The 22,600-nt window shown below is 66.8% G+C and carries 27 protein-coding genes; 24 read left to right on the top strand and 3 right to left on the bottom strand.

Annotated elements, in window-relative coordinates; genetic code table 11:
* Positions 1-12: 12 nt before the first annotated feature.
* The gene (locus tag SNE35_RS10805; protein ID WP_320422908.1) at positions 13-1,893 is read left to right on the top strand and encodes an ATP-binding cassette domain-containing protein; all 1,881 of its coding nucleotides are present in this window, start codon (positions 13-15) and stop codon (positions 1,891-1,893) included.
* Between the two features lie 7 nt (positions 1,894-1,900).
* Here the strand turns inward: SNE35_RS10805 and SNE35_RS10810 are convergent, their stop codons facing one another.
* A complete protein-coding gene (locus SNE35_RS10810; RefSeq protein ID WP_320422909.1) occupies positions 1,901-2,710 on the bottom strand; it encodes a fumarylacetoacetate hydrolase family protein in 810 nt (269 codons plus the stop codon).
* 9 nt (positions 2,711-2,719) lie between these two features.
* Positions 2,720-4,144, bottom strand: a complete 1,425-nt coding sequence (locus SNE35_RS10815; RefSeq protein ID WP_320422910.1) for an aminotransferase-like domain-containing protein — start codon at positions 4,142-4,144, stop codon at positions 2,720-2,722.
* Positions 4,145-4,217: 73 nt separating this feature from the next.
* Here SNE35_RS10815 and SNE35_RS10820 point away from each other — a divergent pair, with 73 nt between their 5' ends.
* From SNE35_RS10820 to SNE35_RS10855, 8 genes are read left to right on the top strand one after another with little or no spacing between them, the layout of a single operon-like run.
* Entirely contained in the window at positions 4,218-4,850 is a 633-nt protein-coding gene (locus SNE35_RS10820) for a LysE family translocator (protein ID WP_320422911.1), read from the top strand.
* 1 nt (position 4,851) lies between these two features.
* Positions 4,852-5,745 carry a DMT family transporter gene (locus tag SNE35_RS10825; RefSeq protein ID WP_320423155.1) on the top strand — a complete coding sequence of 298 codons (894 nt, stop codon included), beginning with the start codon at positions 4,852-4,854 and terminating at the stop codon, positions 5,743-5,745.
* Positions 5,742-6,452, top strand: coding sequence for an aspartate/glutamate racemase family protein (locus SNE35_RS10830; RefSeq protein ID WP_320422912.1), 711 nt, complete (start codon positions 5,742-5,744; stop codon positions 6,450-6,452). Before SNE35_RS10825 ends, SNE35_RS10830 begins: the two co-directional genes overlap by 4 nt.
* 50 nt (positions 6,453-6,502) lie before the next feature.
* Positions 6,503-7,711, top strand: coding sequence for an aminotransferase-like domain-containing protein (locus SNE35_RS10835; RefSeq protein WP_320422913.1), 1,209 nt, complete (start codon positions 6,503-6,505; stop codon positions 7,709-7,711).
* Positions 7,708-8,559, top strand: coding sequence for a PhzF family phenazine biosynthesis protein (locus tag SNE35_RS10840; RefSeq protein WP_320422914.1), 852 nt, complete (start codon positions 7,708-7,710; stop codon positions 8,557-8,559). The genes SNE35_RS10835 and SNE35_RS10840 overlap by 4 nt, the downstream gene beginning before the upstream one ends.
* Positions 8,556-9,008, top strand: a complete 453-nt coding sequence (locus tag SNE35_RS10845; RefSeq protein ID WP_320422915.1) for a GNAT family N-acetyltransferase — start codon at positions 8,556-8,558, stop codon at positions 9,006-9,008. The genes SNE35_RS10840 and SNE35_RS10845 overlap by 4 nt, the downstream gene beginning before the upstream one ends.
* Positions 9,005-9,727, top strand: coding sequence for an alanyl-tRNA editing protein (locus tag SNE35_RS10850; protein WP_320422916.1), 723 nt, complete (start codon positions 9,005-9,007; stop codon positions 9,725-9,727). Before SNE35_RS10845 ends, SNE35_RS10850 begins: the two co-directional genes overlap by 4 nt.
* A complete protein-coding gene (locus SNE35_RS10855) occupies positions 9,724-10,341 on the top strand; it encodes a glutathione S-transferase family protein (protein WP_320422917.1) in 618 nt (205 codons plus the stop codon). The genes SNE35_RS10850 and SNE35_RS10855 overlap by 4 nt, the downstream gene beginning before the upstream one ends.
* 139 nt (positions 10,342-10,480) lie before the next feature.
* Here SNE35_RS10855 and SNE35_RS10860 read toward each other — a convergent pair whose 3' ends face one another.
* On the bottom strand, positions 10,481-10,933 hold the full coding sequence (locus SNE35_RS10860; protein WP_320422918.1) for a c-type cytochrome: 453 nt from the start codon (positions 10,931-10,933) through the stop codon (positions 10,481-10,483).
* 80 nt (positions 10,934-11,013) lie between these two features.
* Between SNE35_RS10860 and SNE35_RS10865 the strand changes: the two genes are divergently transcribed.
* The 15 genes from SNE35_RS10865 to SNE35_RS10935 all read left to right on the top strand — a co-directional run bounded on the left by SNE35_RS10865 (position 11,014) and on the right by SNE35_RS10935 (position 22,599).
* Positions 11,014-11,679, top strand: coding sequence for a cytochrome b/b6 domain-containing protein (locus tag SNE35_RS10865; RefSeq protein WP_320422919.1), 666 nt, complete (start codon positions 11,014-11,016; stop codon positions 11,677-11,679).
* Positions 11,672-13,063 carry a GNAT family N-acetyltransferase gene (locus SNE35_RS10870; RefSeq protein WP_320422920.1) on the top strand — a complete coding sequence of 464 codons (1,392 nt, stop codon included), beginning with the start codon at positions 11,672-11,674 and terminating at the stop codon, positions 13,061-13,063. Before SNE35_RS10865 ends, SNE35_RS10870 begins: the two co-directional genes overlap by 8 nt.
* A 69-nt stretch (positions 13,064-13,132) precedes the next feature.
* Complete coding sequence (locus tag SNE35_RS10875; RefSeq protein ID WP_320422921.1) at positions 13,133-13,678, top strand: ATP synthase subunit I; 546 nt, start codon at positions 13,133-13,135, stop codon at positions 13,676-13,678.
* Positions 13,679-13,680: 2 nt separating this feature from the next.
* Positions 13,681-14,559 carry a F0F1 ATP synthase subunit A gene (atpB, locus tag SNE35_RS10880; RefSeq protein WP_320422922.1) on the top strand — a complete coding sequence of 293 codons (879 nt, stop codon included), beginning with the start codon at positions 13,681-13,683 and terminating at the stop codon, positions 14,557-14,559.
* Positions 14,560-14,624: 65 nt separating this feature from the next.
* Positions 14,625-14,891: a F0F1 ATP synthase subunit C gene (gene atpE / locus SNE35_RS10885; RefSeq protein ID WP_077034426.1), complete on the top strand. Its 267-nt coding sequence runs from the start codon at positions 14,625-14,627 to the stop codon at positions 14,889-14,891.
* A gap of 39 nt (positions 14,892-14,930) precedes the next feature.
* Entirely contained in the window at positions 14,931-15,401 is a 471-nt protein-coding gene (locus tag SNE35_RS10890) for a F0F1 ATP synthase subunit B (RefSeq protein ID WP_320422923.1), read from the top strand.
* Between the two features lie 2 nt (positions 15,402-15,403).
* On the top strand, positions 15,404-15,937 hold the full coding sequence (locus SNE35_RS10895) for a F0F1 ATP synthase subunit delta (RefSeq protein WP_320422924.1): 534 nt from the start codon (positions 15,404-15,406) through the stop codon (positions 15,935-15,937).
* A 65-nt stretch (positions 15,938-16,002) separates the two neighbouring features.
* Complete coding sequence (atpA, locus tag SNE35_RS10900) at positions 16,003-17,562, top strand: F0F1 ATP synthase subunit alpha (protein WP_320422925.1); 1,560 nt, start codon at positions 16,003-16,005, stop codon at positions 17,560-17,562.
* Positions 17,563-17,623: 61 nt separating this feature from the next.
* Positions 17,624-18,496, top strand: a complete 873-nt coding sequence (atpG, locus tag SNE35_RS10905) for a F0F1 ATP synthase subunit gamma (protein WP_320422926.1) — start codon at positions 17,624-17,626, stop codon at positions 18,494-18,496.
* A 56-nt stretch (positions 18,497-18,552) separates the two neighbouring features.
* Positions 18,553-19,974, top strand: coding sequence for a F0F1 ATP synthase subunit beta (gene atpD, locus SNE35_RS10910; RefSeq protein WP_320422927.1), 1,422 nt, complete (start codon positions 18,553-18,555; stop codon positions 19,972-19,974).
* A 12-nt stretch (positions 19,975-19,986) separates the two neighbouring features.
* Entirely contained in the window at positions 19,987-20,400 is a 414-nt protein-coding gene (locus SNE35_RS10915) for a F0F1 ATP synthase subunit epsilon (protein WP_077034420.1), read from the top strand.
* Between the two features lie 90 nt (positions 20,401-20,490).
* Positions 20,491-21,246 carry a beta-ketoacyl synthase chain length factor gene (locus SNE35_RS10920; protein WP_320422928.1) on the top strand — a complete coding sequence of 252 codons (756 nt, stop codon included), beginning with the start codon at positions 20,491-20,493 and terminating at the stop codon, positions 21,244-21,246.
* Complete coding sequence (locus tag SNE35_RS10925) at positions 21,233-22,027, top strand: lysophospholipid acyltransferase family protein (RefSeq protein WP_320422929.1); 795 nt, start codon at positions 21,233-21,235, stop codon at positions 22,025-22,027. Before SNE35_RS10920 ends, SNE35_RS10925 begins: the two co-directional genes overlap by 14 nt.
* Entirely contained in the window at positions 22,005-22,268 is a 264-nt protein-coding gene (locus tag SNE35_RS10930) for a phosphopantetheine-binding protein (RefSeq protein ID WP_320422930.1), read from the top strand. The genes SNE35_RS10925 and SNE35_RS10930 overlap by 23 nt, the downstream gene beginning before the upstream one ends.
* 28 nt (positions 22,269-22,296) lie before the next feature.
* The gene (locus SNE35_RS10935; protein WP_431312732.1) at positions 22,297-22,599 is read left to right on the top strand and encodes an acyl carrier protein; all 303 of its coding nucleotides are present in this window, start codon (positions 22,297-22,299) and stop codon (positions 22,597-22,599) included.
* Position 22,600 lies beyond the last annotated feature (1 nt).

Raw genomic sequence — 22,600 nt, forward strand, 5'->3', positions numbered from 1 at the left:
GACAATCGGGGCATGGCTGTCCTCTCCCTCACCAATGCCCATCTCGCTTACGGTCACGTCGCGCTGCTCGACGCTGCCAATTTCGCGCTCGAAACGGGCGAACGCGTCGGCCTGATCGGCCGCAACGGCACCGGCAAGTCCTCGCTGCTGAAGATCCTCGCCGGCATGGAGAAGCTCGACGACGGGCTGCTGCAGGTCCAGCAGGGCCTGACCAGCGTCTACGTGCCGCAGGAACCCGAGCTGCGGCCCGAGGCGACGATCTTCGACGTCGTCAGCGAGGGTGTGGCCGAGGCCAAGGCGCTGCGCGAGCGCTACGAGCTGCATGACGAGAACGACGATCTGGACTGGGTGCTGGAGCGCATCGAGCACATCTCGGGCTGGAACTGGGAGCAGCGCGTCGACGAGACCCTGCACCGGCTGGACCTGGACGGCAGCCGCGTGATCGGCTCGCTGTCCGGCGGGCTGAAGAAGCGCGTGGCGCTGGCCCGCGCGCTGGTCGCGCAGCCGGACGTGCTGCTGCTGGACGAGCCGACCAACCACCTGGACCTGGACGCGATCACCTGGCTCGAAGGCCTGCTGAACGATTTCAAGGGCTCGCTGCTGCTGATCACCCACGATCGCTCCTTCCTCGACAACGTGGCCAACCGCATCGTCGAGCTGGACCGCGGCCAGCTGCGCGGCTATCCCGGCAATTTCGCCGCCTTCCAGGCTGCCAAGCAGTACGAGCTGGAGAACGAAGCGCTGGCCAATGCCCGCTTCGACAAGCTGCTGGCGCAGGAAGAGGTGTGGATCCGCAAGGGCGTGGAAGCCCGGCGCACGCGCAGCGTGGCGCGCATCCAGCGTCTGGAGGCGATGCGCCAGGCCCATGCGGCGCGGCGCGACGTGCAGGGCAAGGTGCGGCTGGACATCGACACCGGCGGTTCCAGCGGCAAGATCGTCGCCGAGCTGGAGAAGGTGTCGAAGGTCTACGGCGAGCGCACCATCGTGCGCGAGTTCACCGGCACCATCCTGCGCGGCGACAAGGTCGGCCTGGTCGGCCCCAATGGCGCGGGCAAGACGACCTTGCTGAAGATGATCCTCGGCGAACTGGCGCCCGACAGCGGCACGGTGCGCCTGGGCACGAAGATGACGGTGGCCTACTTCGACCAGATGCGCGATGCGCTGGACCTCGACGCCACCTTGGCCGACACGATCAGCCCGGGCAGCGAGTGGATCGAGATCGGCTCGCAGCGCAAGCACGTCAAGAGCTACCTCGGCGACTTCCTGTTCTCGCCCGCGCGCGCCGATTCACCGGTGCGCACGCTCTCGGGCGGCGAGCGCAACCGCCTGCTGCTGGCGCGCCTCTTCGCACGCCCGGCCAACGTGCTGGTGCTGGACGAGCCGACCAACGACCTCGACATCGAGACCCTGGAGCTGCTGGAGGAACTGCTGGACGAGTACGACGGCACCGTCTTCCTCGTCAGCCACGACCGCCGCTTCCTCGACAACGTCGTCACCAGCACGATCGTCAGCGAAGGTGATGGCCGCTGGCGCGAGTACGAGGGCGGCGTCGAGGACTGGCTGACGCAATCGCGCCGCGCGGCGGCGCTGGCGGCGAAGGCAGGCTCGGCACCCGCCGCGGCCAAGACGGCAACCGCGCCGGCTCCGGCGCCAGCGCCGGTGGTCGCCGCCAAGAAGAAGCTCAGCTACAAGGAACAGCGCGAGCTGGATGAGCTCCCGCAGAAGATCGCCGCGCTGGAGACCGAGCAGAAGCACCTGAACGCCTTGCTCGAAGGCACCGAGCTCTACGGCCAGGGCGCCGCCCGCATCGCCGAAGTGACCGAGCGTGCCGGTGCGATCGACGAGGAGCTGCTGGGGCTGATGGAGCGCTGGGAGGCGCTGGACGCCCGCTGAGCCGGGGTCAGAGCTGGGTGGTGACCGCGCCGATGTCGTCGAAGCCGACGGTGATGCGGTCGCCCGCCTTCAGGTCCTTGCGAACGATCCAGGCGCCGGTCGTCACCACACTGCCGGCGGGCACCGTTTCGCCGCGTCGCGTGACGTGCTTGAGCCACGCTGCCAGCCCCCAGGCGGGGTCGCCGAGCGGATGTGTGCCGGTGGCGTGCTGCGGCGCTTCGTCGTTGACCCGCAGCGAGCAGGCCTGGGTGGACCAGTCGCGGCCGGGCTGCCAGGGCAGCCATTCGCCCAGAGCCAGCGCGCCGTTCGACTGCAGGTCTGCCAGGCGCAGCAGGGCCGGCGCGTCGGAGCCTTCTTCCCAGCGCGAGCTGACGATTTCGATCGACACGGTGAAGGAATGGATCAGCGCGGCGGCGGCGGCCGGCGTGATCGTGTCGGCCTCCCAGCGGGCCACCGGGCGGCCGATGCGCAGCGCGATCTCGGCCTCAGCCACTGGTGCAGTCAGCCCGAGTTCCGAGAAGTCGATGACACCGTCCGGCGCATGGGCTAGTTGCCGCACCAGCTCGGGCGGCAGCGGCGCGTGGGTCAGGCGCGCCTCGCGGGAAGGGCCGCCAGACTTCCAGTACTGCGGTGTGTACTCGTCCTCGTACCAACCGAACATGTCGACCAGGCCGTCCTGCACGGCATAGGCCACCGCCTCGTCGTCGAGTGCCCATTCCTGCGCCTTCAAGTGCCGGCGATTGCTCATCGCGTGCGCCAGGTTGATGGCCAGCAGGCGGGAGTTGCCGGGCAGGGGGCGGGGGTTCTTCTTGCTCATGTCTGAATCCTACTTCGCGTCGCTGCTTGCCAGCAGCGCCCAGAATTTCGGATCCTGCGCCGTCGCGAAGTTGATCCGCATCAGCGTGCCGGCCTGCCGCGTGGCGCTGAAGAGCCGCCCCGGCGCGGTGAGCCAGCCGGCGTCGAGCAGGCGCTGCGCCAGGCGCTCGGTGTCGGCGCCGACATCCAGCCAGCCGAACAGGCCCTGCGGCGGCGTGACGAAGTGGCAGCCCGCGCCCTGCGCCAGCTTGACGGCGCGCAGCCGTGCCGCATCGAGCCGCGTGGCGACGCGCTCGGCGTGGCGGCGCAGCTGGCCCTGTTCCAGGCACAGCGCGACGGCGCGTTCCAGCAGCGGGCTGGTGGTGAGCGTGGACAGCAGCTTCAGGTCGGTCAGCTTCTTGATGCGCTCGGCGCTGGCGGCCAGATAGCCGACGCGCCACGCCGGTGTCAGGATCTTCGAGAAGCCGGAGACGTAGATCGTGCGGCGCAACCCGTCCAGCGCGGAGAGCCGCGGCGCGTGGTTCGGCGCGAGGAAGGCGTAGGTGTCGTCCTCGACGATCATGAAATCACCCGTTTCGGCGAGCTTCAGGATCTGGTGCGCCTGCGCGAGGTTCAGCGTGTGGCCGGTCGGGTTGTGCAGCACCGAGACGGTGACGTACATGCGCGGCCGGTGCTGCTCGACCAGGCGCTGCATCACGGCCAGGTCCGGCCCGTCCGCGCCGCGCGGCACCGGCAGCAGCCGCATGCCGGCCTGCGTCAGCCGCGCGTACTCGATGGCCCAGCCGGGATCGTCCACCAGCACCGCGTCGCCCGGCTGCAGCAGGCCGCGCGTCACCAGGTCCAGCGCGTGGGTGGCGCCGACGGTGGTGAGCAACTGCTCCGGCGCAACCGCGATGCCGACGTCCGCCAAGCGCCGCGCCAGCGCCATGCGCAGCCGCGCGTCGCCGCCGGGCTCGCCGTACTGCAGGGCCAACTGGTCGGGGCCTTCGCTCTGCGCGACGACCTTGCGCAGCGCGCCCTGGATCATCGGCAGGTCCAGCCATTCGGCCGGCAGCGTGCCCAGGCCCGGCGCCGTGCGGGCTTCGGCCTGGAACATGCCGCGGATCAGCGTCGTTGCGTCGAACGGCCGACCCGCGGCGCGGGTGGGCAGCGAGTGCGTCGGCGCCGATCGGCTCTGCGCAAGGGCAGGTTCGCGAACGAAGAAGCCGCGCTGCTTGCGCGCCTCCAGCAGGCCCTGGGCGAGCAACTGGTCGTAGGCCGCCACGACGGTGTACGGGCTCACGCCATGGTGCTTGGCGCACTCGCGCACCGAGGGCAGCCGGGTGCCCGGCAGCAGCAGGCGCTGGCCGATGCGCTCGGCAAAGCGCTGTGCCAGCTGCTGGGCCAGCGGCGTCGATGAAGCGCGGGACAGCGGGCTCGATGTGCTGGTATTCATGCCAATACAGATCGCTTGCTTGTATGGGAAAGTGTACTGGCTCTGTACTGGGCTTGGGCCGCATACTGGGGCCATGAGCTTCCACGTCCTGCTGGTGTTTGCCGGTGCTGCGCTCTTGATGGCGCTGACGCCGGGCCCGAACATGATCTACCTGCTGTCGCGCTCGCTGTGCCAGGGTCGGCGCGCGGCGGTGACCTCGTGGCTGGGCGTGGTGTTGGGCTTCAGCGTCCACATGCTGTCCGCGGCGCTGGGCCTGACGGCGCTGTTCATGGCGGTGCCGCTGGCCTATGAGGTGCTGAAGTTCGGCGGCGCGCTGTACCTGCTGTGGCTGGCCTGGCAGTCGCTGCGGCCCGGCGCGCGCTCGCCCTTCGAGGCGCGCGAGCTGCCGCAGGAATCGCCGCGCAAGCTGTTCGTGATGGGCCTGCTGACCAGCGTGCTGAATCCCAAGGTGGCGATCTTCTATCTCTCCGTGCTGCCGCAGTTCATCGTGCCCGAGCAGGGTTCGGTGCTGATGCAGAGCGTGCTGCTCGGCACCACACAGATCGCGATTGGCGCCGGCGTGAACCTGCTGGTCTGCCTGTTCGCCTCGCAGATGTCTCAGTGGCTGCTGCGCCACCGGGCCTGGCTGGCGGCGCAGCGTTACCTGATGGGCTCGGTGCTCGGCGGCCTCGCCTTGCGGCTCTTGATGGAGCAACGCCGTGGCTGAGATGGTGCTCGCCGAGCAACCCGGCCGCGGCATGCTGCTGGGCGCGATCGGCGTGTTCATCTTCGCGGTGACGATTCCGATGACGCGGCTCGCGATCGGGCATGGCGACTCGCCGCAGCTCGATCCCTTGTTCATCACCACCGGCCGCGCCGCGGTGGCGGGCCTCCTGTCCGCGCTGTACCTGCGCTTTACCGGCGCACCCTGGCCCACGCGCAAGCAGGCCCAGGGACTGTTCCTCACCGGCCTGGGCGTCGTGTTCGGCTTCCCGCTGTTCCTGGCGCTGGCGGTGCGTGAGGTCGATGCGGTCCATGCTTCGGTGATCTCCGGCGTGCTGCCGCTGGCCACGGCCGCAGTGGCGGCGCTTGTGCTGCGCCAGCGGCCGTCGATCGGCTTCTGGGCCTGTGCGCTGCTGGGCCTGGCCTTGGTGCTGGCCTTCGCGTGGTGGCGCGGCGCGGCGGGCTTCCAGGCGGCGGATGGGCTGTTGATGCTGGCCGTGTTCAGCGCGGCCGGCGGCTACGTCAGCGGCGCGGGCCTGTCACGGCAGATGAGCGCGGAGCAGGTGATCTGCTGGGTGCTGGTGATGTACCTGCCGCTGACGGCACCGCTGGCGCTGCTGAACCGGCCGCAGCATGAGGTCAGCCTCGCGGCCTGGAGCGCCTTTGCCTACGTCTCGCTGTTCTCGATGTGGATCGGCTTCTTTGCCTGGTACCGCGGACTGGCGATCGGCGGGATGGTGCGGGTGAGCCAGGTGCAGGTGATCCAGCCCTTCCTGTCGATGCTGCTGGCCGTGCCGCTGCTGGGTGAGGAACTCGACGCGATGACGCTGGTCTTTGCGCTGGCCGTGATCGCGGTGGTGTGGATCGGCAAGCGCATGCCGGTGGAGCAATTGCGATGAAGCGTCTCGGCGTCCTCGGCGGCATGAGCTGGGAATCGACATCCCATGTGTACCAGTTGCTGAACCGCGACGTGGCCGCCCGGCTCGGCGGCCTGCACAGCGCCGACCTGCTGCTGCGCAGCGTGGATTTCGCCGACATCGAGGCCCTGCAGCGCTCGGGCGACTGGGACCGCGCCGCGCAGCTGCTGGGCGAGGCCGGCGCCGGCCTGAAACGCGCCGGCGCGCAGGGCCTGCTGCTGGCGACGAACACGATGCACAAGATCGCCGACGAGATCGAGCGTGTCGCCGGCCTGCCGCTGATCCACATCGTCGACGCCACCGCCGCCGCGCTGAAGGCCGCCGGCGTGACGCGCGCCGGGTTGCTGGCCACCCGCTACACGATGGAGCAGGATTTCTACCGCGGCCGCATGCGCGAGCGCCACGGCATCGAGGTGGTCGTGCCGGAGGTCGAAGCGGCTCGCGCCGAGGTGCACCGCGTGATCTATGAAGAACTGTGCCGCGGGCGCATCGTGGATGCCTCGCGCGAATTTTTCCGCGGCGCGGTGCGAGACTTGGGCGCGGCGCAAGGCGCGCAGGCGGTGATTCTCGGCTGCACCGAGATCTGCCTGCTGCTGGACCCGTCGCGGCCCGCGGATGCCCCGCTGCCGCTGTTCGACGGCACCGCGCTGCATGCACGCGCCGCCGTCGACTGGATGCTGGATCTGTAGTTGTTGTTACTGCTGTTGTTGTTCCCCGAACCGAGAAGAAAGCCATCGCCATGACTTCCCCCTGGACCCAGGCGCGCCGTGCCGCGCGTATGAACCCTTCGATCATCCGCGAGATCCTCAAGGTCACCGAGAAGCCGGGCGTGCTCTCCATGGCCGGCGGCCTGCCCTCGGCCGACACCTTCCCGGTCGAGGCGCTGAAAGCAGCCTGCGACAAGGTGCTCAGCGAAAACGCCAAGGAAGCGCTGCAGTACGCGGCCAGCGAGGGCTTCGCGCCGCTGCGCGAATGGGTGGCCGAGCGGGTCAAGTCGCTGGGCATGAAGGTCAGCGCCGACCAGGTACTGATCACGACCGGCTCGCAGCAGGGGCTGGACCTGGTCGGCAAGATCCTGTGCGACCAGGGCGCGCCGGTGGCCGTGGAGACGCCGACCTACCTCGGCGCGCTGCAGGCCTTCACGCCCTATGAGCCGCTGTTCGCGAGCCTGGCCACCGACGAAGAGGGCGTGCTGCCCGAGGCGATCAAGAAGCTGCCGCAGGTCTCGCCCGGCACGCGCTTCGCGTACCTGCTGCCCAACTACCAGAACCCGACCGGCCGCGTGATGGGCGCCGAGCGCCGCGCCGCCGTGATGGCCGCCGCCCGCGAGGCCGGCCTGCCGGTGGTCGAAGACAACCCCTACGGCGACCTGTGGTTCGACGAGGCGCCGCCGGCCGCGCTGTCGTCCTACTGGCCCGAAGGCTCGATCTACCTCGGCTCCTTCTCCAAGGTGCTGACGCCGGGTTTCCGCCTCGGCTTCATCATCGCGCCCAAGGAGCTGTACCCGAAGCTGCTGCAAGCCAAGCAGGCGGCAGACCTGCACACGCCGGGCTTCAATCAGCGCGTCGTCTACGAGGTGATCCGCAACGGCTTCCTCGAGCAGCACGTGCCCAAGATCCGCGCGAAGTACAAGGCCAACCGCGACGCGATGGCCACGGCGCTGGAGCAGCACCTGCCGCCCGGCTGCGTGTGGCAGAAGCCCAAGGGCGGCATGTTCTTCTGGATCCGTCTGCCTGAGGGCTTCGACGCGATGGCGATGCTGGAGACAGCAGTGGAGGCCGGCATCGCCTACGTGCCCGGCGCGGCCTTCTACGCGCATGCGCCGGATCTGCGCACCCTGCGGCTCTCGTTCGTCACGCTGACGCCGGAACTGATCGCCGATGGCGTGGCCATTCTCGGCAAGGTGCTGAAGCAGGCGCTGGAAATGGCACCGGAGCATGCGCCGTGAGTGAGCTGCGTCGTTTCGTCCAGGTCGACGTGTTCGGCGGAGAGCCGCTGATGGGCAACCCGCTCGCGGTCGTCATCGACGGTGCGGGCTTGAGCGACGAGCAGATGGCCGCGTTCGCGTGCTGGACCAACCTGTCCGAGACCAGCTTCCTGCTGCCGCCGACCGACCCTGGCGCGGACTACCGCGTCCGCATCTTCACGCCCGAGCGCGAGCTGCCGTTCGCCGGCCACCCGACCTTGGGCTCTGCCCATGCGTTCCTGGCGAGCGGCGGCGACGCGAAGAAGCCGGGGCAGGTCGTCCAGCAGTGCGCCGTCGGGCTCGTGCGACTCCGTCGCGACGGTTCGCGTCTTGCCTTCGCGGCGCCACCGCTGAAGCGGACCGGTCCGCTCGACGCGGCGCTGCTGGCGCGGATCGCCGCGATCCTGCGGGTGCGCGAGGACGAGATCGTTGCGCATCAGTGGGCGGACAACGGCCCCGGCTGGTGCGCGGTGATGCTGGCCTCCGGCGCGGCGGTTCGTGCGATCGATCCGGATTGGTCGAAGCTCGAGGAACTGCAGCTCGGCGTCGTCGGTCCGCAGCGTGACGGCGAGGACACCGACTTCGAGATCCGCGCCCTCATCGGCACCGCCGGCAGCACGAGCCAGCCCTACGAAGACCCGGTTACCGGCAGCCTCAACGCGAGCGTCGCCCAGTGGCTGCAATCGACCGGCCTTGCTGGCGCGCGCTACACGGCGGCCCAGGGTGCGGCGCTGAATCGCGCGGGGCGCATCCACGTGCTGCGTGATGGCGACGACACCTGGATCGGCGGCGACGTCCATCCGCTGGTCCACGGCCAGGTGCGGCTGTGAGCGCACTCCGCTTCGCAGAGGACTGGAACGAGGCGGATCTTTCGGCCGTGCATGCGGTGCTCGTGCGCAGCTATTGGTGCGAAGGCATTCCGCGCGAGACCCTGGCCCGGGCGATGCGCGGCTCGCTGAATTTCCTGCTGCACGATGCTGAGTCCGGCGAACTGGCGGCCTATGCGCGCGTCGTCAGCGATCGCGCGACCTTTGCCTACCTCTGCGATGTCTTCGTGATCGAGTCGCGGCGTGGCGAAGGCCTCGGCCGCCGGCTGATGGAGCGTGTCGTGGCCCATCCCGATCTGCAGGGCCTGCGCCGCTTCTCGCTGGTCACGCGGGATGCGCACGGGCTCTATGCGAAGTTCGGTTTCACGCCGCTGGCGGCGCCGGATCGCGGCATGGAGATCGTCCGCCCGGGCCTGTATCTGCAGTCCACATCCGAGCGAGCTGGCACATGACGACCCAGGCCACCGAAGACCTGTTCCGCGAAGACGCGACGCTGCGCGAGTGCACGGCGACGCTGCTGCGCGCCGACGAACGCGGCCTGCTGCTGGATCGCACGGTGTTCTACCCGCAGGGTGGCGGCCAGGCCGGCGATGCGGGCGAGCTGGTTTTCGCCGACGGGCGCGTGATCGCGATCGCGGACACGAAGAAGGGCGAGGGCGGCGAGATCCTGCACATCCCTGCGCCGGACCAATCGCTCGACGGCCTGGTGCCAGGCCTTGCGCTGAGGGCGCGGATCGATTGGCAGCGCCGCTTCGCCCACATGCGTTTCCACACCGCCACGCATCTGCTCTGCGCGCTGGTGCCGCATCCGGTGGACGGCTGCTCGATCACCGCCGGCTACGCGCGGCTGGATTTCCACATGAACGAGCCGCTGGACAAGGAAGCGTTGACGGCTGGCATTGCGCGGCTGGTGGCCGAGGCTCATCCGGTCGGCCACGACTGGATCAGCGATGCGGATCTCGACGCGAATCCGGGCCTGGTGCGCAGCATGAGCGTGCAGCCGCCGCGCGGCACGGGCCGAGTGCGCCTGCTGAAGATCGAGGGTGTCGATTTACAGCCCTGCGGCGGCACGCATGTGTCCAACACGAGCGAGATCGGTCAGGTGGTCGTGACCAAGATCGAGAAGAAAAGCGCCATGACCCGGCGCGTTGTCCTGGGGTTCGCAACATGAAGATCAAGCTCATCGGCAAGTCGCCGTCGATCAATGTCCGCAAGGTGCTGTGGACCGCCGTGGAACTGGGCCTGGACCTCGAACGCGAGGAGCAACCCGACCTGGCCTCGCCGGCGTTCCGCGCGATCAATCCGAACGCGCTGGTGCCGGTGCTGATCGACGGCGAGTTCGCGCTGTGGGAATCGAACACGATCTGCCGCTACCTGGTGAATCGCGAGCAGCGCTGGGATCTGCTGCCGGCCGAGCCGCAGCAGCGCGCCCGCGTCGAGCAGTGGATGGACTGGCAGGCCGGCGAGCTGAACAACTCGTGGCGCTATGCATTCCTGAGCCTGGTGCGGCAAAGCCCCGCGCATCAGGATCCGACGTTGCTGGCCACGGGCATCGCCGGCTGGCACAAGCACATCGGCATCCTGGCGCAGCGGCTGGAGGCCACCGGCGCCTACGTCGCGGGCGAGCAGTTCACCCTGGCCGACGTGCTGCTGGGCCTGTCGGCGCACCGCTGGCGCGCCGCGCCCTTGCCCGACCGGCCGGACCTGCCGGCGATCGACCGCTACGTCGAGCGCCTGAGCGAGCGGCCCGGCTTCGTGCGCTTCGGCCTCAACGGCGGAGCTTGACGCATTCGGGCCGAGCGCCGGGCCGCCCCAAGCCGGCCCACATGACGATGTTTGCGGCTCGACGCCGCAAGCATCGTCGTCCCCTCGGGGGACCGATCAGACTTGCCCGCGTTCAGCGCGGCAAGACTGATCGAGGGGCTCACTTCTCTCGATAGTTGTCGTGGCAGGCCTTGCAGCTCTTGCCCACGTCACCGACGGCGATCTTGATTTGATCGAGGTTGCCGGTCTTCGTCGCCGCTTGAAGCTTGCCGACTTCCGTCTGCATCTTCTCGGCCAGTTCCTTGAACTTCGGCATCTCCTTCCAGATCGCCGGCTTGGCCTTGGTGTCGCCCAGATCGGTGCCTTCGCCGAAGGCCGTGTAGGGCAGGTTGACGACCGTGGCCAGCACATCGGCATTGGCCTGCGCGATCTTGGCGTCGAACGGGATCTTGCCCTGGGCCATGCCGGCGATGCGGCCGAAGTGCGTGCCCATCAGCGTGAAGGCCGCCTGGCGGTACTTGATCGCGTCCTCGGGCTTCTGGAACTGCGCGTGGGCGAAGAAGGGGGCGCTGAGACCGAGCGTCAGGGCCAGGGCGAACACGGGAAGCTTCATGCTGGTTTTCCTTTGCTGAGGATGACTGGCGCGACGAGTGTAGTGCTGCGTTATCGTCACAGGACAGGAGGAGGTGCGCGATGAAGAGCGTGCGGATCTGGGACCTGCCGACGCGGCTGTTTCACTGGGCCTTGGTGCTCTGCGTGTGCATTTCGGTGGTTAGCGCGAAGCTCGGCGGCAATGCGATGGAATGGCACATGCGTTGCGGCTACACGGTGCTGGCGCTGCTGGCTTTCCGCATCCTGTGGGGCCTCGTCGGCGGGCGCTGGTCGCGCTTCTCCAGCTTCGTGCGCGGGCCCGTCACGCTGAAGCGCTACCTGCGCGGCGAGCTGCAGGCCGGCGAGCATGCGGGCCACAACCCGCTGGGGGCCTTGTCGGTGCTGCTGATGCTGCTGTGGCTGCTGGTGCAGGTGGCCACGGGCCTGGTGGCGGATGACGAGATCGCGACGACCGGCCCGCTGGTGCGCTTCGTCTCGGGCAAGCTTAGCTCGCTGGCGACCGGCTGGCATGCCGGCGCCGGCCAATGGGGCCTCTACGCACTGATCGCGCTGCACATCGGCGCGATCGTCTTCTACGCGGTGCGCAAGGGTGACAAGCTCGTGACGGCCATGTTCAGCGGTGACAAGCGCTTCGCGGGCGAGGTGGTGGCCACTCGCGACTCTTGGGCCACCCGCGTGTTCGCGCTCGCCCTGCTGGCGGCGTGCGCGGTGGCGGTCTATCTATTGGTGAGCCTGGGCAATGGCTGAACAGATCTCGATCCTCATTCCTAGTACCGCGTCCGAACTGGACGAGGCCCGCGCGATCATTCGCGAGTATGTGCTGAGCCTCGGCGTGGACTTGAGCTTCCAGGGCTTTGACGAGGAGATGTTGGCGCTGCCGGGCGAATATGTGGCGCCCCGCGGCGTCTTGCTATTGGCCCTCGTCGACGGTGTGGTGGCTGCCTGCGGTGCCTTCCGGCCCTGCGAACTGCCGGAGTACCCGGGCGCTTGCGAGATGAAGCGCGTCTATGTACGCCCGGCCTTCCGCCATTTCGGGCTGGGCCGGCGCATCGTGACCGAATTGATCGAGCGAGCGCAAAGGGCTGGCTACGCCTCGATGCTGCTCGACTCGCTGAGCCACCTGACGGCCGCGCGCAAGCTCTACGCGAGCCTGGGCTTCACCGAGATCCCGCGCTACAACGACAACTTCCTGCCCGGCGTGCGGTTCATGAAGGCCGCGTTGCTAGCATCCGCGCCCATGTATTCGATCGAACTTGCCGGCCCCGAGCCGGCCACCCTGGGCGAGTCGCCGCTGTGGAGCGCCGACGAGCAGTGCCTGTACTACGTGGACATCGCCGAGAAGCAGGTGCTGCGTCTTGATCCGGCCAGTGGTGCTTTGAAGCGCTGGCAACTGGACAGCGAACCGAGCTCGATCGCGCTGGTCGGTGACGGCGTGCTGGCCGTCGCGCAGCGCAACGGTCTGTGGCGGCTGGACACCGCGAGCGGTGCGCACACGCAGGTCGCCTCGGCACCGTTCGACAGCACGAAGCAGCGCTTCAACGACGGCAAGCCCGATGCGCAGGGCCGCTACTGGATCGGCACGATCGACGATGCCCGCGCCCCTGAGGCCAGGTTATACCGGTATGCCAACGGCGGTTTCGACGCGATGGCCGCTGGCATCACCAACTCCAACGGTCTCGCCTGGAGCCCGGACCAGCGCACGATGTACTGGGCCGACACCAAGGCGCACGAGATCTACCGTCTGCCCTTCGATGGGGCGAGCGGCACCATCGGGGAGCGTGAGCTGTTCGCGTCCTTCCCGCAGCGTGCTGCCGGCCAGTCACTCGATGACTACGGCGGCCGGCCCGATGGCGCGGCCATCGACGCGGAAGGCTTCTATTGGATTGCGATGTTCGAGGGCCAGCGCCTGCTGCGTTTAGCGCCGGATGGCCGCATCGATCGCGAACTGAGGCTGCCCGTGCGTTGCCCGACGATGCCCACCTTTGGCGGCGCGGACCTGAAGACGCTGTTCATCACGACCACGCGCGAGAAGCGCCCGGCCGAAGAATTGGCCGCGCAGCCCTGGGCCGGATGCGTGCTGAAAGTCAAGGTCGAAACGCCCGGAATGCGGGCGCACGTTGCGCGCCTGTAAACGTCGAGGCCGGAAACATCGGGTTTCCACATATAATCGTTGGGTTTTGCCGATTCCCTTTGACCCGACATGACCCATCCTGCCGCGAACGGGCAAGCACCTGCCCCGTCGGCGGGCGAGCTTGACAAAAACGAGCGCTGGGCCTGCTGGGAAGATGAGGATGAGGCCGAACCCCAGGCTTTCAAGCCCCTGACGCCCGATGAGGCTCAGGCCTTGCGGGCCAGGCACCCCACGGTATCGCCCGGACGGGTGGTCGCCGCGCAAGCGGTGATGGGTGTGGCGATTGCCTTGCTCTGGTGGTGTTTCGCCGGGGCGGGCAGCAAAGCATGGCTGTCGGCACTCAGTGGCGCGGCCGTGGTGGTGATTCCGAATGCCTTGATGGCGTGGGGAGTCGCCCGGCTCTTCAGAGGAGTGGCCAGTGCCGCGGCGCTGGGTTTCATGATCTGGGAGCTGATCAAGATCATGCTGGCCGTCGCCCTGCTGGGCGCGGTCGTGAAATGGATGCCTGAGCTGAGTTGGCCAGCCCTGCTGGTGACGCTGATCGGGTGTTTGAAGGTCAATTGGTTGGCCCTGCTCTGGCGGGGTCGCTTGAAGAAACGAGAAGACGGACACTGACGATGGCTGCCGAGGAACACGCGCCCAGCGCGGGTGAGTACATCACCCACCACCTGCAACACTTCCAGAAGAACTTCTCGTTCGAGAACGTCAAGCAGTCGACGATCGTCGACTTCAGCCTGTTCAACTTCGACTCGGTGATCTATTCGGTCATCCTGGGCGTCGTCGGCTGCTTCCTGCTGTGGCGCGCTGCGCGCAAGGCCACGCCGGGCGTGCCGGGCCGCTTCCAGGCCGCCGTCGAGATCCTGTCCGAAATGGTCGAGAACCAGGCCAAGGGCGTGATCCACAACGTCGGCAGCCGCAAGCTGGTGTCGCCGCTGGCCCTGACCGTGTTCGTCTGGATCTTCCTGATGAATGCGATGGACATGTTGCCGGTCGACCTGTTGCCCGCAGCCTGGGGTCAGGTCTATCCGTCCTTCGGCGGCGAGGCCCATCACGCCTACATGCGCGTCGTGCCGACGGCCGACCTGTCCACGACGCTGGGCCTGTCCGTCAGCGTCCTGCTGATGTGCTTCTTCTACAACATCAAGATCAAGGGTCTCGGTGGCTGGGGCCACGAACTGATCTCGGCGCCCTTCGGCGCGCACCCGGCGCTGTGGCCGTTCAACTTCCTGATGCAGATGATCGAGTTCGTCGCCAAGACGGTCTCTCACGGCATGCGGTTGTTCGGCAATATGTTCGCCGGTGAACTGGTCTTCATGCTGATCGCGCTGATGGGTGGTGCGGTCTCGTTCTCTGCTGCAGGCATTGGCCTGGCCGCCGGCCACGTCATCGCCGGCACGGTGTGGACCCTGTTCCACATTCTCGTGATCACGCTGCAAGCCTTCATCTTCATGATGCTGACGCTGATCTACATCGGCCAGGCGCACGACGCGCACTGATCGCTGGTTTTTCTCTCCCTTCGTTTTTCCCTTTTTCTTTTCATTACTACTCTTAGGAAACAATCATGGAACACATCCTCGGTCTCGTTGCTCTGGCTTGCGGCATCATCGTTGGTCTGGGCGCCATCGGCGCATCCATCGGTATCGCACTGATGGGCGGCAAGTTCCTGGAGTCTTCCGCTCGCCAGCCCGAGCTGATGAACGAACTGCAGACCAAGATGTTCATTCTGGCCGGTCTGATCGACGCGGCCTTCCTGATCGGCGTCGCTATCGCCCTGCTGTTCGCTTTCGCCAACCCGTTCGCCGCCACGCTGGCCGCTGCTGTTCACTAATCCCCCCCGAACCTTTCACGACTTGAAAGGGCTCGTGCCGTGAATATCAACGCAACACTAATCCTCCAGGCGATCGTCTTCCTGATCCTGGTGTGGTTCACCATGCGTTTCGTCTGGCCTCCGATCACGAAGGCGCTGGACGAGCGCGCGCAGAAGATCGCTGACGGCCTGGCCGCTGCCGACAAGGCGAAGGCCGAGCTGGCCAACGCCAACAAGGCCGTGGGCGAGCAACTCGCGCAAGCTGCCGGCGAAACCACCAAGCTGCTGGGCGACGCTGAAAAGCGTGCCGCGCAGATCGTGGAAGAAGCGAAGAAGCGTGCCGAAGAAGAAGGCGCCAAGATCGTGGCCGCTGCGAAGGCCGAAGCCGACCAGCAGGTCACCCGTGCCCGCGAAGTCCTGCGCGAGCAGGTCGCCGCGCTGGCCGTCAAGGGTGCCGAGCAGATCCTGCACAAGGAGGTCAACGCCTCCGTGCACGCAGATCTGCTGGCCCGCCTGAAGACGGAGCTGTAAGCATGGCTGAGCTCGCAACCATTGCCCGTCCCTACGCCGAAGCGCTCTACGAAGTGGCGAAGACGCAGGACGTCAAGGCCTGGGCTCAGCAACTCGACGTGCTGGCCCTGGTGGCCGGCGACGCCGAGTTGCGCCAGTTCGCCGACAACCCCAAGGTGTCGGCCGAGCAGGTCTTCGAGGTCATCGCTGCCGCTGCCAAGCTGCCTCTCGCCGCTGGCGTGCAGAACTTCGTTCGCGAAGTGGTCGCCAACGGCAAGCTCGCGGCGCTGCCGGCAATGGTCGGGCAATTCCATGCTCTGGCCAACGCGGCAGACGGCGTGGCCGATGCACAGATCTTCAGCGCCTTCCCGATCGACGACGCCCAGCTGGCCGACGTGCTCGGTTCGCTGGAGAAGCGCTTCGGTCGCAAGCTCGAAGCCCATGTGTCGCTGGAGCCCTCGCTGATCGGCGGCATTCGCGTGGTGGTTGGCGACGAGGTGCTGGACACCTCCGTCAAGGCCCGCTTGGAACGCATGAAGGTGGCGCTGACGGCCTGAATGGGCCCTCCGCTGACACCAGACCGAATCACCCCTGTGTCTGCCAGACCAGACGGGAGCAAGCAATGCAACTGAATCCTGCAGAAATTTCTGAACTGATCAAGAGCCGCATCGAAGGCCTCGGCGCCTCGTCGGACGTCCGCAACCAGGGCACGGTCGTTTCCGTGTCCGACGGCATCTGCCGCATCCACGGTCTGTCCGACGTGATGCAGGGCGAAATGCTGGAGTTCCCGGCCGGTGCCGACGGCAAGCCGTCCTTCGGCCTGGCCCTGAACCTCGAGCGCGACTCCGTCGGCGCCGTGATTCTGGGTGCCTACGAGCACATCTCCGAAGGCGACACCGTGAAGTGCACGGGTCGCATCCTGGAAGTGCCGGTCGGCCCCGAGCTGATCGGCCGCGTCGTCAACGCGCTGGGCGAGCCGATCGACGGCAAGGGCCCGATCAACGCCAAGATGACCGACGTGATCGAAAAGGTCGCTCCGGGCGTGATCGCACGTAAGTCCGTGGACCAGCCGGTGCAGACCGGCCTGAAGTCCATCGACTCGATGGTGCCGGTCGGTCGTGGCCAGCGCGAGCTGATCATCGGCGACCGCCAGACCGGCAAGACCGCCGTGGCCATCGACGCGATCATCAACCAGAAGGGTCAGAACATGACCTGCGTCTACGTTGCGATCGGCCAGAAGGCTTCGTCGATCAAGAACGTGGTGCGCTCGCTGGAAGCCGCCGGCGCGATGGAATACACCATCGTCGTCGCCGCCTCGGCGTCGGAATCGGCTGCCATGCAGTACGTGTCGGCCTACTCGGGCTGCACGATGGGCGAGTACTTCCGCGACCGCGGCCAAGACGCTCTGATCGTTTACGACGACCTGTCCAAGCAGGCCGTGGCCTACCGTCAGGTCTCGCTGCTGCTGCGCCGCCCGCCGGGCCGCGAAGCCTACCCCGGCGACGTGTTCTATCTCCACAGCCGTCTGCTGGAGCGCGCAGCCCGCGTGAACGCCGACTACGTCGAAGCGTTCACCAAGGGTGAAGTCAAGGGCAAGACCGGTTCGCTGACGGCTTTGCCGATCATCGAAACGCAGGCCGGCGACGTGTCCGCCTTCGTGCCGACCAACGTGATCTCGATCACCGACGGCCAGATCTTCCTGGAAACGAGCCTGTTCAACGCCGGTATCCGCCCCGCCATCAACGCCGGTATTTCGGTGTCGCGCGTCGGTGGTGCTGCGCAGACCAAGCTGATCAAGGGCCTGTCCGGCGGTATCCGTACTGACCTGGCGCAGTACCGTGAACTGGCTGCGTTCGCGCAGTTCGCTTCCGACCTGGACGAGTCCACCCGCAAGCAGTTGGACCGCGGTGCCCGCGTGACCGAACTGCTGAAGCAGGCGCAGTACTCGCCGCTGTCGATCAGCACGATGGCTGCCACGCTGTACGCGGTGAACAAGGGCTTCATGGACAGCGTCGACACGAAGAAGGTCCTGGCCTTCGAGCACGGTCTGCACCAGTACCTGAAGACCAGCCACGCCGCGCTGCTCGCCAAGCTGGAAGCCGACCAGGCTTTCGACAAGGAAGGCAAGTCCGAAGCCGAGCTGAACGCTGCCATCACCGCGTTCAAGAAGACCTTCGCTTAATGACCATGACCGGGCTTATTGAAGAAGCCTTTCAGCAAGCCCGGCCCTAACAGGAGAACTCATGGCATCAAGCAAGGAAATCCGCGGCAAGATCAAGTCGGTCGAGAACACCAAGAAGATCACCAAGGCCATGGAAATGGTCGCGGCTTCGAAGATGCGCAAGGCCCAGGAGCGCATGCGCTCGGCTCGCCCCTACGCGGACAAGATCGGCAACATCGCGGCCAACCTGTCGCAGGCGAACCCCGAGTACAGCCACCCGTTCATGGTGACCAACGAGCAGGCCAAGACGGCCGGCTTCGTCGTCGTCACCACGGACAAGGGCCTGTGCGGCGGCCTCAACACCAATCTGCTTCGCGCGGCCACGGCCAAGCTGAAGGAGATCGAGACGGCTGGCCAGAAGTCCGAGATCGTTGCCATCGGCAACAAGGGTTTCGGCTTCATGAACCGCATCGGCGCCAAGGTGGTGGCTCATGCCACGCAGCTGGGCGACCAGCCGCATCTGGACAAGATCATCGGCCCGGTGAAAGTGCTGCTGGACCAGTACGCCGAAGGCAAGCTGTCCGCCGTCTACCTCTGCTACACGAAGTTCGTGAACACGATGAAGCAGGAGCCGGTCGTCATGCAGCTGTTGCCGCTGTCGACAGAGGGCATGAAGACCAACGGTGGCGAGCACAGCTGGGACTACATCTACGAGCCGGACGCGGCATCGGTGATCAACGAGCTGCTGGTTCGTTACACCGAAGCGCTGGTCTACCAGGCCGTGGCCGAGAACATGGCGTCCGAGCAATCGGCACGCATGGTGGCGATGAAGGCTGCTACCGACAACGCAGGCACCCTGATCGGTGAGCTGAAGCTGGTCTACAACAAGACCCGCCAGGCCGCGATCACCAAGGAGCTGAGCGAGATCGTCAGCGGCGCCGCCGCAGTGGGTTGATTCGAAAGATCAGCCCCGCATCACCGATTGCTACGAATACAGATTAAGGAAACGATATGTCGAACACTCAAACCAACGCGGTTGGCAAGATCGTTCAGTGCATCGGCGCCGTGGTTGACGTGGAATTCCCGCGCAACCGCATGCCCAAGGTGTACGACGCGCTGAAGATGGAAGGCTCGGCCCTGACGCTGGAAGTCCAGCAGCAGCTGGGCGACGGCGTGGTCCGCACCATTGCCCTGGGTTCGTCCGACGGCCTGCGCCGCGGCACCGAGGTCTACAACACCGGCGAAAACATCAAGGTTCCGGTCGGCAAGGCAACGCTCGGCCGCATCATGGACGTGCTGGGCAACCCGATCGACGAGCGCGGCCCCGTGTCGAGCGAGCTGACCGCTTCGATCCACCGTACCGCTCCGGCCTACGACGAGCTGAGCCCGTCGCAAGACCTGCTGGAAACCGGCATCAAGGTGATCGACCTGATCTGCCCGTTCGCCAAGGGCGGCAAGGTGGGCCTGTTCGGCGGCGCCGGCGTCGGCAAAACCGTGAACATGATGGAACTCATCAACAACATCGCCAAGGCCCACTCGGGTCTGTCGGTGTTCGCTGGTGTGGGCGAGCGCACCCGTGAGGGCAACGACTTCTATCACGAGATGTCGGACTCCGGCGTCGTCGTGCAAGAGAAGCTCGAAGACTCCAAGGTCGCGATGGTCTACGGTCAGATGAACGAGCCCCCGGGCAACCGTCTGCGCGTCGCGCTGACCGGCCTGACGATGGCCGAAGCCTTCCGTGACGAAGGCCGTGACGTGCTGTTCTTCGTGGACAACATCTACCGCTACACGCTGGCCGGTACCGAAGTGTCCGCACTGCTGGGCCGCATGCCTTCCGCCGTGGGCTACCAGCCGACGCTGGCCGAGGAAATGGGCCGCCTGCAAGAGCGCATCACCTCGACCAAGGTCGGCTCGATCACCTCGATCCAGGCCGTCTACGTCCCTGCGGACGACTTGACCGACCCGTCGCCTGCCACGACCTTCGCCCACTTGGACGCCACCGTCGTGCTGTCCCGCGACATCGCCTCGCTGGGTATCTACCCCGCCGTCGACCCGCTGGACTCGACCTCGCGCCAGATCGATCCGAACGTGGTCGGCGAAGAGCACTACAACACGACCCGCGCCGTGCAGGCCGTGCTGCAGCGCTACAAGGAACTGCGCGACATCATCGCCATTCTGGGCATGGACGAACTGGCACCGGAAGACAAGCAGGCCGTGGCTCGCGCACGGAAGATCCAGCGCTTCCTGTCGCAGCCCTTCCACGTGGCCGAAGTCTTCACCGGCTCGCCGGGCAAGTACGTGCCGCTGAAGGAAACCATCCGCGGCTTCAAGATGATCGTCGCCGGCGAGTGCGATGCGCTGCCCGAGCAGGCCTTCTACATGGTCGGCACCATCGACGAGGCCTTCGAGAAGGCCAAGAAGCTGGCTGCTTAAGGAGCCATCGACATGGCAACCCTTCACGTCGACGTGGTATCCGCCGAGGAGCAGATCTTCTCCGGCGAGGCCAAGTTCGTGGCGCTGCCGGGTGAGCAGGGCGAGCTGGGCATCCTGCCCAAGCACACGCCCTTCATCACCCGCATCAAGCCCGGCGCGGTGCGCATCGAGAAGGTCGACGGCGGCGAGGAGTTCGTCTTCGTCGCCGGCGGCATCCTCGAGGTGCAGCCCGGCACGGTGACCGTGCTGGCCGACACCGCGATCCGCGGCAAGGACCTGGACGAAGCCAAGGCCGAAGCCGCCAAGAAGCAGGCCGAGGAAGCGATGAAGAACGCCAAGAGCGACATCGACTTCGCGGCCGCCCAGGGCGAATTCGCCGCCATGGCCGCCCAGATCGCGGCGCTGCGGAAGTTCCGCAGGAAGTAAGCGCGAGGCGCACCGGCGCCCGACCCACAAAGCCCGTCAGCTGCAAGGCCGAACGGGCTTTTTCAATTCCAGACCTTCATCATTCCTGCCATGACGCCGCTCCGACTTCAGATCGACCGCTGGGCCGCCTGGGCACCTGGCCTGGAATCGCAGGAAGCCTGGAAGACCTGGCTGGCCGATGGCAACGCGGTGCCTCCGGAGCCGGCCGCGGCCATGCCCCCGCTGGCGGAGATGCCCGCGATGATGCGCCGACGGATTGAGCCGCTGGGCCGCATCGCTCTGCAGGCGGCCTACTGGGCCCAAGGTGAGGAAGGGCCGACCGGTCCGGTCGTCTTTGCCTCGCGCTGGGGCGAGATCGCGCGTTCGATCGAGATGCTGCAGCAGCTCGCCGCCGGCGAGCCGCTGTCGCCCACGGCATTCAGCCTGTCCGTGCACAACGCGATCGGCGCGCTGTTCTCGATCGCGCGCGGGGACCGCAACAACTACCAGGCCGTCAGCGCCGGCGCACATAGTGTGGAGGCCGGCTTTGCCGAGGCTTCGGGACTGATCGCCGACGGCGCCGCGCGCGTGCTGCTGGTCTGCTTCGAAGCACCGCTGCCGTCGCTGTATCAAGCACATGGTGACGCCGACAACGGCCTCACCATGCCCCGCGCCTTCGCGCTCATGCTGTCACGCGCGGCCTCGGACCGTGGCCTCCGCCTTGCCAGCCAGGTGGGCGACGCGTCCTCGGTGGCCGGGCTGCCGTCCGACCTGCGTGCGCTGCGCTTCCTGGTCGCCGCGGACCCGCGGCAACGCAGCCTGGACGCTGGCCGCTGGCGTTGGCAACGCGACGATGATCAGGGCTGATTCGAACCTCTTTCGTGCCTGGCGCCGCATCGGCACCGGCATCGCCTTCGCCGCCTTCGGCCTGGGCGGCGTGCTGATGGGCCTGACCGTGTTCCCCGCGTTGTTCGTCCTCATCCGCGATTCGCGGCGTCGGCAGATGCGTTCGCGCGACATGGTCAGATTCACCTTCGCCGGCTTCATCCGGCTGATGCGTGGCCTCGGCCTGCTCAGCTACGAGCTGCACGGGCTGGAGCGGCTGCAGCGTGGCGGGCTGTTGATCCTGGCCAACCACCCGACGCTGATCGATGTCGTCTTCCTCATCTCGCTGGTGCGCAACGCGGATTGCGTCGTGCGCGGCGGGCTGGCCGACACGCTGTTCACCCGTGGGCCGATCCGCGCCAGCGGCTATATCCGAAACGATGGCGGTCCGGAACTGCTGCAGGCCTGTATTGCCAGCCTGCGAAGTTCTGGCAATCTGATCATCTTTCCGGAAGGCACTCGAAGCCGTCCTGGCGAGCCGCTGAGGATGCAGCGCGGCGCCGCGCAAATTGCGATGCGGGCCGGCTGCGACGTCACGCCGGTCACGATTCGCTGCGAGCCTTTGGCACTCGACAAGGGCCGGCCCTGGTGGGACGTTCCGGTGCGACCACCGCACTTCGTGATCAGCGTTGGCGAGGACATCACGGTGCGCCCGTTTTTGGACGCCGCTCCCCATGAACCGGGGTTGGCGGCGCGCCATCTGACCGCATACTTGCAAACTTACTTTTCGACAGCGACACATGCAGGAAGCTCTGGAACTTGAAATCAAGAAGCTGCTGATCGATGCCTTGAATCTCGAGGACCTGACACCTGAGCAGATCGATGCCGAGGAAGCGCTCTTCTTCAAGGGCTTGGGCCTGGATTCGATCGACGCGCTGGAGCTGGGCCTGGCGCTGCAGAAGCGCTACGGCGTGAGCATGTCGGCCGATTCGCAGGAAACGCGTCGACATTTCGGCAGCATCAAGGCGCTGGCGCAGTTCGTCGGTGCGGCGCGCGTCCGCTGAGGATGCGGCAGGGGAGCAGGAAGTCATGATGAAGATCAGCAACCAAGAAATCTTTGACCGTCTCAGCCAGATCCTGGTCGAGACCTTCGACATCGAGGCCGGGCGCATCCGGCCCGAAGCCAGGCTTTACGAAGACCTGGACATCGACAGCATCGACGCCGTCGATCTGATCGTGAAGCTCAAGCCGCTGGTCGGCAAGAAGCTCCAGCCGGAGGCCTTCAAGACCGTGCGCACGCTGCAGGACGTGATCAATGCCGTCCAAGGCCTGATGACGGAGCCCGAGCCCGCCGCAGCACTGCTTGCCCCGGAGCCTGCACAGACGCAGGCCTGAT

The sequence above is a fragment of the Roseateles agri genome, assembly GCF_034043675.1.
GTDB lineage: Bacteria > Pseudomonadota > Gammaproteobacteria > Burkholderiales > Burkholderiaceae_C > KK5.

Bases quoted from the DNA above. Each gene is read 5' to 3' on its own strand.
- SNE35_RS10805 (WP_320422908.1), top strand. From the start codon at position 13: ATGGCTGTCCTCTCCCTCACCAATGCCCATCTCGCTTACGGTCACGTC.
- SNE35_RS10810 (WP_320422909.1), bottom strand. From the start codon at position 2,710: ATGAGCAAGAAGAACCCCCGCCCCCTGCCCGGCAACTCCCGCCTGCTG.
- SNE35_RS10815 (WP_320422910.1), bottom strand. From the start codon at position 4,144: ATGAATACCAGCACATCGAGCCCGCTGTCCCGCGCTTCATCGACGCCG.
- SNE35_RS10820 (WP_320422911.1), top strand. From the start codon at position 4,218: ATGAGCTTCCACGTCCTGCTGGTGTTTGCCGGTGCTGCGCTCTTGATG.
- SNE35_RS10825 (WP_320423155.1), top strand. From the start codon at position 4,852: ATGGTGCTCGCCGAGCAACCCGGCCGCGGCATGCTGCTGGGCGCGATC.
- SNE35_RS10830 (WP_320422912.1), top strand. From the start codon at position 5,742: ATGAAGCGTCTCGGCGTCCTCGGCGGCATGAGCTGGGAATCGACATCC.
- SNE35_RS10835 (WP_320422913.1), top strand. From the start codon at position 6,503: ATGACTTCCCCCTGGACCCAGGCGCGCCGTGCCGCGCGTATGAACCCT.
- SNE35_RS10850 (WP_320422916.1), top strand. From the start codon at position 9,005: ATGACGACCCAGGCCACCGAAGACCTGTTCCGCGAAGACGCGACGCTG.
- SNE35_RS10855 (WP_320422917.1), top strand. From the start codon at position 9,724: ATGAAGATCAAGCTCATCGGCAAGTCGCCGTCGATCAATGTCCGCAAG.
- SNE35_RS10860 (WP_320422918.1), bottom strand. From the start codon at position 10,933: ATGAAGCTTCCCGTGTTCGCCCTGGCCCTGACGCTCGGTCTCAGCGCC.
- SNE35_RS10865 (WP_320422919.1), top strand. From the start codon at position 11,014: ATGAAGAGCGTGCGGATCTGGGACCTGCCGACGCGGCTGTTTCACTGG.
- SNE35_RS10870 (WP_320422920.1), top strand. From the start codon at position 11,672: ATGGCTGAACAGATCTCGATCCTCATTCCTAGTACCGCGTCCGAACTG.
- SNE35_RS10875 (WP_320422921.1), top strand. From the start codon at position 13,133: ATGACCCATCCTGCCGCGAACGGGCAAGCACCTGCCCCGTCGGCGGGC.
- atpB (WP_320422922.1), top strand. From the start codon at position 13,681: ATGGCTGCCGAGGAACACGCGCCCAGCGCGGGTGAGTACATCACCCAC.
- atpE (WP_077034426.1), top strand. From the start codon at position 14,625: ATGGAACACATCCTCGGTCTCGTTGCTCTGGCTTGCGGCATCATCGTT.
- SNE35_RS10895 (WP_320422924.1), top strand. From the start codon at position 15,404: ATGGCTGAGCTCGCAACCATTGCCCGTCCCTACGCCGAAGCGCTCTAC.
- atpA (WP_320422925.1), top strand. From the start codon at position 16,003: ATGCAACTGAATCCTGCAGAAATTTCTGAACTGATCAAGAGCCGCATC.
- atpG (WP_320422926.1), top strand. From the start codon at position 17,624: ATGGCATCAAGCAAGGAAATCCGCGGCAAGATCAAGTCGGTCGAGAAC.
- atpD (WP_320422927.1), top strand. From the start codon at position 18,553: ATGTCGAACACTCAAACCAACGCGGTTGGCAAGATCGTTCAGTGCATC.
- SNE35_RS10915 (WP_077034420.1), top strand. From the start codon at position 19,987: ATGGCAACCCTTCACGTCGACGTGGTATCCGCCGAGGAGCAGATCTTC.
- SNE35_RS10920 (WP_320422928.1), top strand. From the start codon at position 20,491: ATGACGCCGCTCCGACTTCAGATCGACCGCTGGGCCGCCTGGGCACCT.
- SNE35_RS10925 (WP_320422929.1), top strand. From the start codon at position 21,233: ATGATCAGGGCTGATTCGAACCTCTTTCGTGCCTGGCGCCGCATCGGC.
- SNE35_RS10930 (WP_320422930.1), top strand. From the start codon at position 22,005: ATGCAGGAAGCTCTGGAACTTGAAATCAAGAAGCTGCTGATCGATGCC.
- SNE35_RS10935 (WP_431312732.1), top strand. From the start codon at position 22,297: ATGAAGATCAGCAACCAAGAAATCTTTGACCGTCTCAGCCAGATCCTG.